General features: G+C 30.9%; 9 protein-coding genes. All 9 read right to left on the bottom strand.

Going from position 1 to position 9,679, the window contains the following annotated elements; all coding sequences use genetic code 11:
* A partial coding sequence (locus PKV21_06590; protein HOM27157.1) for a hypothetical protein occupies positions 1–253 on the bottom strand: 253 nt, incomplete at its 3' end.
* 10 nt (positions 254–263) lie between these two features.
* The gene (locus PKV21_06585) at positions 264–518 is read right to left on the bottom strand and encodes a hypothetical protein (protein HOM27156.1); all 255 of its coding nucleotides are present in this window, start codon (positions 516–518) and stop codon (positions 264–266) included.
* Between the two features lie 14 nt (positions 519–532).
* The gene (locus PKV21_06580) at positions 533–1,807 is read right to left on the bottom strand and encodes an ATP-grasp domain-containing protein (GenBank protein HOM27155.1); all 1,275 of its coding nucleotides are present in this window, start codon (positions 1,805–1,807) and stop codon (positions 533–535) included.
* A gap of 1 nt (position 1,808) precedes the next feature.
* Positions 1,809–6,164 (bottom strand): hypothetical protein, encoded by a 4,356-nt coding sequence (locus PKV21_06575; GenBank protein HOM27154.1) that lies wholly within the window; start codon positions 6,162–6,164, stop codon positions 1,809–1,811.
* Between the two features lie 3 nt (positions 6,165–6,167).
* Positions 6,168–7,532 carry a hypothetical protein gene (locus PKV21_06570; GenBank protein ID HOM27153.1) on the bottom strand — a complete coding sequence of 455 codons (1,365 nt, stop codon included), beginning with the start codon at positions 7,530–7,532 and terminating at the stop codon, positions 6,168–6,170.
* Positions 7,533–7,550: 18 nt separating this feature from the next.
* A complete protein-coding gene (locus tag PKV21_06565; protein HOM27152.1) occupies positions 7,551–8,414 on the bottom strand; it encodes a hypothetical protein in 864 nt (287 codons plus the stop codon).
* 23 nt (positions 8,415–8,437) lie between these two features.
* Complete coding sequence (locus PKV21_06560) at positions 8,438–8,884, bottom strand: GNAT family N-acetyltransferase (protein ID HOM27151.1); 447 nt, start codon at positions 8,882–8,884, stop codon at positions 8,438–8,440.
* Between the two features lie 131 nt (positions 8,885–9,015).
* Entirely contained in the window at positions 9,016–9,222 is a 207-nt protein-coding gene (locus PKV21_06555) for a hypothetical protein (protein ID HOM27150.1), read from the bottom strand.
* Between the two features lie 14 nt (positions 9,223–9,236).
* The coding region (locus tag PKV21_06550) for a hypothetical protein (GenBank protein HOM27149.1) at positions 9,237–9,679 on the bottom strand (443 nt) is incomplete at its 5' end.

Genomic DNA, 9,679 nt, shown 5'->3' with positions numbered 1-9,679 from the left:
TATCCTCTAAATACCCTGCTTGTATATCTGAACTATCTACTTTTACTTTCTCATCAGAACTTCCACCTCCACCTTCTGCTGAAATTCTTAATCTCTTATTTCCTTCTGTTTGTTCTTCTGTTATTGTTATATTATCTCCTGCCACGAACTTATCCTCTAAATACCCTGCTTGTATATCTGAACTATCTACTTTTACTTTCTCATCTGTGCTACTTCCTCCGCTTCCACCACTCCCTTTCGGATAAATCCCCATACTTACCTCCTTATTTCAATAAAACAACTTCTGCTTTTCCTGATGTATCAACTGCTTTTATGTAAAGTTTAAAATTCGTTATATCAAGATTTTCAAAATTTACTGCTGTTTCAGAAGGAAGAGTTATGTAATTTGTCCCATCAAAAGAGATTTTATAAGCAACAGCAGAAAAGATATTTACTCCTTGAACATACATATCTTCAATAACAGCAGGTGTTGTTGTGTTAATATCAACCTCTTTTGTTAAAATACTTGCAGGTTTCATAATTCCCTCCTTTGTTAAATCCACCCTGATTTAACAAGTTCTGGTATCTGTTTTGATTGTCTTTTACCTAAATCTGTTCTATATTGAATATCTATTGTCTTAACCTTTTCCACTATTTTATACACTCTTTCCACCCCTTTTAATAATATATTATGTTTTTCTGTTATATATGCTACACAACCATAACCACCAGAAGTAAGATAATAACCATCTTGATAAAAAACACCACCTAACCAAATATGCTCCTCGTCTTTCTCATCAAACAGAATAGGAGTTCCAAAAAGTGAGGTCTCTTGAAAAGGATAATTAGGTATAGAAATTCTTACACTACAACCATATTCGCTTGGTCTTTTCTCTTGTATTTTTTCTCCACCAGCAAGAAGATATATACTCTCAATATAATAATCTAATCCTAAAAGTTCTATTGTGGTAAAAATAGAATTATACCCAAATCGCGGAGTTATCTCTAAAAAATAATATTTATCATCAGAAATAATTGAGTTAAAATCTATTTGTCCTATAAAATTTATCTGCCTTAAAAACCCAACAATCTTTCCTAACCCTTCTTTAAATAATTTTTTGTCAGGAGTAAAAAATTTCAATACATCTTGACTACATCCTGTATTAACACCTAAATTATCATTCATAAACTTTTTATCTTCCATCGTCCAATTTAAAAAATAAAAATCTTTCCCATTAAAATAAATTTCAGAAGATATTTCAATCCCTTCAATATATTTTTGTAATACAAATTTTCCTTTATCTTGTTGAGTTAAACTTTTCAAATAGAAAATTAAATCTTCTGAATTTTCTAACTGTGATACATAAGTATGACTTGCTTCTTTGCTCCCTTCTGGTTTATATACCCATCTTCCCCCTCTTTCAACTAAAAAATCAACTGCCTCTCTTAAATTATCAAATTCATAAGTTTCTGGAATATTTACTCCAAAAGTATGAAGTAAATTTACAACATAATATCTGTCATATTCAATAACATCACAAAAACTTCCTCCACCCCATACCCTATATCCTGCTTCTCTTAACTGGTCTGGAATACTCTTTAATCCTGTGAAATCAACAATAATAAAATCAGGTTTAAACTTTTTAACAACTTCATATACTTTTTCAAAAGAAATCTCATTTTTTGGAATTAAAATTCTATCTATTAAATTATCTCCTGTATGCTCTTCTTTTTTATCACAAAAAATAGTTAAAATCTTATGTTTTTTGCTTAATTTAATTTGTATCCCTATACTATCTAATGCAGGTGATAAAAACAATATCTTCATTTTATTCTCCTCTAAAATTCTTTAATCTCTCTTCAAAAGGTATAACTCTCAAAACTCTGTTGACCAGTGGACTTCTTGCTGGAATTGTTATTTTTAATTCTCTCCCCTCCTCAATATCTTCCCATATCTTCTCAAAAGCATTAAGATTAAACTTATCTCCAACTATCGCTCCTACTAACCTATCTTTTCCTTTTTTAGAAGCCATATAGTATTCAAGAGGTATATCTCCTGTTAAAGTTCTTATAATTTCAAAACCTAACTCAACAGCAGGATTAATACCAGGTAATTGTCTTCCTATTGTAGATTTATACGCCTGATATAACTCTTTTAAATCAACCTGTTGTTCTGTTTGTTCTATTTCTAACTTTGCTACATTATAAACAAGTGCGTGAAATAACACTGCTTCTTCTGCAACAGGTAATCTTAACCAAATTAAACTACCATCTCTTGTTTCTCCAACAGGAAAACTAACAGGAAAATACGCCTTTAAATAATTTGACGCTTCTTCATATTTCTCTTCTAAATCTTTTCCAAAAAACCCTTTTTCAGCAAGTATTTTTAACATAGCAAGTCCTGTAATAGTTAAAACACCTGTCCAAAAAGTTCCTCTTATGCCTGGTGTTGTCGCTCCTAAATATAACCTTCTCATCCCTTGTTTTGTCGCATTATAAAATAAGAAAGGTAATTCAATGGTATGTTTCCCTTTTGCCACTTGATAAAAGTTAGGTGAACCGCCTAAATTTTTTGTAAGCCAACCTATTTCCTCATCTGATAAACCTAATTTCTTTTGATTTTTTTTCAACGCTTTCCAATATGATATTTTATGCATTTTTTCTCCTATTACTCCTAAATCTTCAATTTTATCTATAACATTTTCAATCGCTCCTATAAGTTTATTTTTAGTTTTTTCATCAGAAATTAACTCTAACAATTTTTTATCCTGTTCTGATAAAAACTTTCTAAACGCCTCTCTATCTGTTAAAGAACCAAAAAAACTTTCATCAATTATTCCTCTTTTAACCAATTCTTCTATTTCAGGTGAAGTTTTTCCTCTTAAATATTCAGAAATTAATCTTTTTGCTTCTGGATATTGTTTTAATAAATCCCATATATGAACTCTACCTCTAAAAAGAATAGCCGCAGTTAAATCTCTTAAAAAGTTAGTAGTGCAAATAAATCCTAAATTCCACCTTGTAAAATACGCTTTAATGAAATTATTCGTTTTATCAAGTATTTTTGCTGTCCCTAAATCATATTGTCCTGTCTCAAATTCTTTAAGAATTTCTTTTGGAACTTTATACCTTTCCCATACTCCATCTCTCTGGAAAGAAAATATTTCGTATCCTTCTGGAAGTTTAACAGGGTTTTTTGGAGAACCTGGGATTTTCTCTACGCCTGGGAATGTTTTTATAACTGTGTCAAACAATTTCCTTTTATACGCATTTCTTTCAGCATACTCTCTTAACACAACAGTTTTCTCTATTAAGTTATAAAATGGCTCTTTAACAGGGTCAAGTGTCCCTGCTCTTTTTTTGAAAAATGGAGATACTCGTTCTTCAATATGTTTTTCTACAATAAATGGTGCATAAAAATGTTCTTCTTTTAAATACTCTTCCAGATTTTCTATATTTAATCCCAATTGCTTTGCTTCTATTAAAATTTTATCGTGCCACCGCTTAACTTTATCTACTACCTCATTAAGTTTATTGTAATACTCTTCTCCAACTTGCTTTTTAAAAGTTTCCAACATAGATGGTATATGTTCTGGTCTTATTCCAAGTGGATTTGCTATATCTTCCTGATTTAAAATTCTCTTTTCCAACAAAACTAAATTTATATCCTCTATTTTGATATTGTTTTTCTGAATTAAATCGCTTATTTCATTAAATAACTCTTGAAGTTTGTATTTAGATAATACATAAGGAGTAAAATGATATTGTGTTAAAATATTAAGAATTGCATTATAGTCATCTTTTGTTATCACTCCTGCTTGATATAGTTTTTTTGCTTTTTTCTGTAAAAGAGTAAACTTATCAATCAATTCTTCTTGTAATACTCTACCCATTCCCCCTAACTCTTTTTTTAATTGTTTTTCTATCTTCTCTGCTTCTTCTTTATTTTTTAGTACTGTATTTTTAAACCACTCATTTAAATCAATCTGCTCTCCTAAAACTTTATTTCTGGCAAGATGTATTAAATCTTCATTTTTAATCCACTCTGATGCTCCTTTTTTCGCTACTTCATTAACAAGTTCATCAATCTCTGTTGAATTCAAATCTATAAAACTACGGATTAGTTTAGCAAGTTCATCATTTTTATTTATTCCATTCCAGAACATCTTACTTGCTTTCGGTGCTATTTCTGCTACTCTGGCAGGATTGTGTAAAATAGAGGCAAAAAGGTCAGCATATAACTCACCCGCAGGAAATTTCTGTTTTTCTAACACTTCATACCTACTTTCTCCAAAAAATTCTTTACTTACTTTTATTACTTCTTCTTTAACCTCTTTTTCTTTAACCCCTTCAAACTCTTTTTTAAGATAATCTTTAATTCTGTTAAGTTTTCCAAGTAAAGTATTTCTTTTTGCTCCTAACATTCTGTCTACTGCGTGTCCTGCTTCGTGAAGTAAAACTTTAACAACTTCTGGCTGATTAGAAAAAATATCACTACTTACAGAAATTCTTTGCTCTTTTGGAACATATATACCTAAACTTGTTTTTAATCTTGTAGATACTTGTGGATATTTCTTAATAAATTCAGAAGCAAATAATACTGCTATTCTACTATCGGTAATCCCTCTACCTTGTGGTGGAGGTGGTGGAGTAGATGATTGTTCTGGTGGTTTTTCTGGTGGTGAAGTATACTTTTTCCCTGCTTTAAAATACTCAACCTCTTCTTCCTCTCTTACTGGTATTTTATACTGCTTTTTCCCCATTTTATTTATTTCTTCTATTATCATTCTATCCCTTATTTTCGCTATCTTTTTTGTTTCTTCTGACCATTTCTCCTCTGGTAATAAAATATATTCTCTGGCATTTTTTTCTGCTTCATCAGGAGGTATATTATGTCTTTCTATCAATTCTCTGGTAAAAAGTTTAATATCTTCCTGTTGAGAAGGTGTAATTTCTGGTTCTGTTATTTTTGGCTTAACTTCTCCTTTAACTTTAATAGGTTCTTGTGGTAAAACTTTCCCTTCTATTGGTATTGGTGGTTTTGGTGGAGCAGGTTTAACCTTTACCACTTCCTCTGGTCTTACTGGAACTATTTCTCCTTTAACATCTTTTATAGGGATAATCGCTTTTCCAACCTCTCTTACAATCGTTTTATCAACTGGTGAAGGAATTTTTGTCGGCTGTTCTATATATATTTTCCATAAACTCTTATTAAACCATTCTACAAAATCCTCAATTTCAGTCAGTGTTGGAAATCTACCACCTCTTTTATAAACTTCATTAAAATACGCATTAACAAAATTTCTTGTTATTTTATCTACTATATCTGGATTTATTTTTGGATTTTTTTCTAAAATTCTTGTCTTAATAGAGTTATAAAAATTATTATAAACTTCCTGTTCTATTTGTTTTGATACTTGTTTTCCAGTTAAAGCAGTAAATCCACCTACTATTGCCATATTTATTAAAACATCTTTCGGGTCAATCTTTTTCTGTTTTATGTAATCTTCCAGAGAAGTAAATACTCCTGCATAAACAGAAGATACAGCAGTTCTTAAAGGAATATTTATAATCTGTTCTCCTGTCCCAAGTCCAAGTCCAAATAGCATACCTAACCCTGCTTCTTTCCCCACTTCCTTTACATCAAATTTCCCTTGTTGTAATTGCTTTATACTCTCTCTAAACAAATTCTGTCCTGCTAATGTAGTCCCACTTCTTAAACCGCTTGCTAAAAACCTGTATAATCTCGGAGAATAAGATAAAGTTTTAGGTAAAATTCTTGTTATTGGTCTTGTTAAAGGAGAAATTGCTGTTAATTCTGCTATACCACCTGTTATTTCTCCTACTATTCTTGATACAGGATGTTGTTTTTCAAGTTGTTGTAAATATTTTCTTTCTTCTGGCTTCAAGAATAAAGTTAAAATAGGAGCAAAACTTTCAGCAAAAACAGCACTTCTTTCCTGTATTTTTTCAACAGGTAATTCTGCTATTTTTTGAGTAATTGTAGAGGATATTTTCTGGATAGGTTTTTTTACTTCTTCTTTAAACGCCTGAAAAGTAGAAATTTTTTCAGGAGCATAAAGTCCTGCCTGTCTTAAAATAAGTTCAATTTGTTCATCTGTTGGTATATTATCAGTTTCAATAGTATAAGTTTTATTACCGATTTTAATTTCTGTTTCATACATAGTTTATTTTTCTTTGATTTGATAAGTGATATTACCAATTTTACCTTGTTTAATAATTTTTTCCTGTGGTGGTGTAATTGTTGATTGTTTTTGGAAATACGCTTGATCCCAGGATTTGGTATATGTATCTAAAACTTTTATTGCTTCATCATATAATTCAGGGTTAATTCCAGATGTAAGTGCTAACTCAATTGCTTTATCTCTTGTATAAGGGTCTTTCTTATCATACGCCTTTTTTATTTTTGCAAACCATTTATTAAACGCTTCTCTTTCTTTCACACTTGCTTTCGCTAATGGTTTTGTGGTAGGTGTAGTAGTTTTAGTAGTTGTCTGTTGTTTTGTCTTCTCTATCATTATTTTATCCTTTAAATAATCAGCATAAGTATAATGAGACGCTATTACGGATTTTACTCTTTCTGCTTCCAGAGGTGTTAAAGTTTTTATTTTATCTATTTCTGCTAATACTTTTTGTTTATCTAACTCAAACTTTTCTTTTTCTTGTTCAAGTTTTTCTTTCGCTAATGGGTCCTCAAAAAAATCTAATGGTTTTCCTGTCGCTTTATCTATTGTAATTATTCCATAATCGCTTTTAATCAATTCATAATAAGGTGGTAAATCCCCCATCCTTATTGCTGTATTGATTATATTTTCTATTTCATCTGTTGATAGTTTTGCTGGGTCTTTCCCTATAGATTGAGCATAAGTCGTAATAATTCCAAAAGTTTGAGGTGTTATAAATCCTTCTTCTATTTCTCCTGTATTTAAATCTTGTTTAACATATCTATTAGTTTTAAAATCTACATCAACTTTTATATTTGGTTTTTGATATATAATTTCTCTTTTTTCTGGGTCAATTAAAGTATCTCCTACTTTTATAACTCCACTTTTTATTTTTTCTCCCGTAGATATATCTATCAACTCTTTCTCTGGCTCTGTCTGTAAAATAGGTTTACTTATCCACTGTCCTGTTATAGGATTATAAAGTCCTTTCCCTGCTTCTATTTCAATTGGTGTTATCATTTTTCTATACGCTTCCATCATCTTTGCTACATCTACCTGTGGTGTTAATTGTGCTTGTAATCCTGCTATATTTAATAACATCTGCTGTTTATCCACTGGTAAGTTCCAAAAAGAAGGATTAGATAAAAGTTTTTGAAAAATCATCTGTGGTTGCTGTTGTGCTTGTATTTGTTGCTGTATTATATCTTCTATACTTGTTTTTTTCTCTCCTTCTGTTGTCGGTGCTGGTAAAGATGGCTGTGGTTGAGAATAACTAGTTTTTAAAATATCTTGTAATACCTGCTGTTCTTTCATTCTTCCATATCCCTCTAATAATCCTGTTAAAATATAAGCAATTGGGTTCGGCATATCTATCTCCTTTTAAAACTATGAAATAACATAACCTATACCAGGTAAATATCCAAATCCACTCAATATACCAAAAGTAGGATAATTTAATGTTCCTTGAATATATTGTCCGCCTACAGGAACTCCTGAAGAATAACCTACATTATAACTTGGTGTTGTAGATGTCCCCTGTGTTAAATAAGGAAAAACAGAATTAAATACTTGTCCTAATTGTGCCCATTCTTGTCCTGCTTGTGGTATTAAATTCGCTAAAATACTTGCTCTTGCCTGTGTTGCTGGAATACCTAATCCCATATATTGAAGTCCGTATTGAATTGCTGGCTCATACCATCCTGATTTTAATTGCTCTAACGCTAAAGCAGTTTGTAATGCTCCTTTACCTAAATTACTTAATCCACTCATCCCTGCTAAATAATTCTGTAATGCTTGACTTTGTCTCTGCCAATCATAAAGTAAATTCTGCATAGCATAATCAGTTATTACTTTACTTTCAATCCCTGCTCCTATTGGTGATAAATTTAATCCTCTTGCTGTTAATCCACTTCTAACATCCTGTAATAGTTGGTCTAAATAATACTTATATAAATCACTACTTGTTGGTTGAAATGATGATTTAAGATATTTATTTAAATATTGCTGATATTGTTCAGGTGTAAAAGTCCCTAAAATCTGATTAACAATCTGCTGGTATTTACTCCATTCTGGCTGTTGTAATGTTTGTTGTTTTATTAAATCACTTACTAACTTGTCTATATCTGTTAAGTATTTTGGCTGATAAACCTGTCCTGCTACATGTTTTATTGTTTTTGCTTGTTCTCTTGCTCCTGCATATGCTAACCCTCCTCCTATTACTCCCCCTATAATCGGTAGTGCTGCTCCCATAATTTTCCCCTTTTAAAAATATATTATTCCAGTTCTTTTTCTAAAATAACTCTTACAGGTTTTAAACCTAAAAGTTTTTGCTTTCTCTTAAATGTATTTTTATTAAATTCTTCTGTTGTAATAACTTTCTTATACCCTTTTTTCTTCAACCAACCTTTAATTATTGCTATCAAATTTTTACCTATTCCTTGATTTCTCCATTTCGGAAATACATATAACGGCTCAACTATTGCTGTCGGTATTTCTTCAAAATTTATAACTGGTGCTACTATACAAAACCCTCTTACTTTCTTTCCCTCTACTGCAAGAAGAAATAAATAATTATCATTATGCATATTTTGACTAACAAACATAATAAAATTCTTCCAATACTCCTCACTTGGTAATTTTTTATAAACTTCAAAATAAAACTGCCTGTATGCTTCTAAAAACCTTAAATACAAATATTCTGTTAATATTGTGTATCTCATTTTTTAAAACTTAACCCCTAAAACAGATAGTGGTATTCCTTTCCCTGCTATATTTAACTTTTTTCTTCTTTTTTTAGTGCTAATTTTAGGGATTTTAATAACAGATTTTTTTCTCGGCATACTTCCCCCTTTTAGAACTTTTTTCTTCTTAATTTTTTAGGTATTTTTGCTCCTGATTTTCTTGCCTGTTGTAATGCTATTGCTACTGCTATTTTCTGTGCCTGTTTTTTACTCTTCGGCTTAACATTTCCTATTTTCCCTTTCTCTTCATAACTATGTATTAACTCTTTTATATTTTCACTAATAACCTTTTTAGATTTTCCTTTTTTAAGTGGCATATTTTACCTCCTTGTTAATATCCTACTTCTGTTAAATTAATTGTTGCTACCCAATGGATACTTACTCCACTTACTCCTGTTGCTACTATATTTAAAGAATTATTTGTTGTATCTGCTTGTACATCTACATCCCAACTTGATGTATCACTATCTCCTGCTATTTTTGTTTTACTAACAGTCCCTACAATAGAAGGACTACCTGTTCCTCTTTTAATCAATCCTTTTAACTCCCAATATGCTGAACTTCCTGTTGAACTCCTTGCTACTACATAAGCAGTAAATCCCCAAGAGGTATTTTGTGGAATTGTAACATAATAACTATCACCCAATCTTAAAGTTGTTGGTGTAGCATCAGAAGTTGATGCATAAACAACCAATCTTGAATATTGAGCATCTCCTGACCAAGAAAAACAACCAGAAGCAGAAGCATGTTGTGCGTATAAATATGCCATTGAAC

Source organism: bacterium, from assembly GCA_035371905.1.
GTDB lineage: Bacteria > Ratteibacteria > UBA8468 > B48-G9 > JAFGKM01 > JAMWDI01.
The sequence above is the reverse complement of the archived record's forward strand: the minus strand, read 5'-3'. Positions and strand labels throughout refer to the sequence as shown.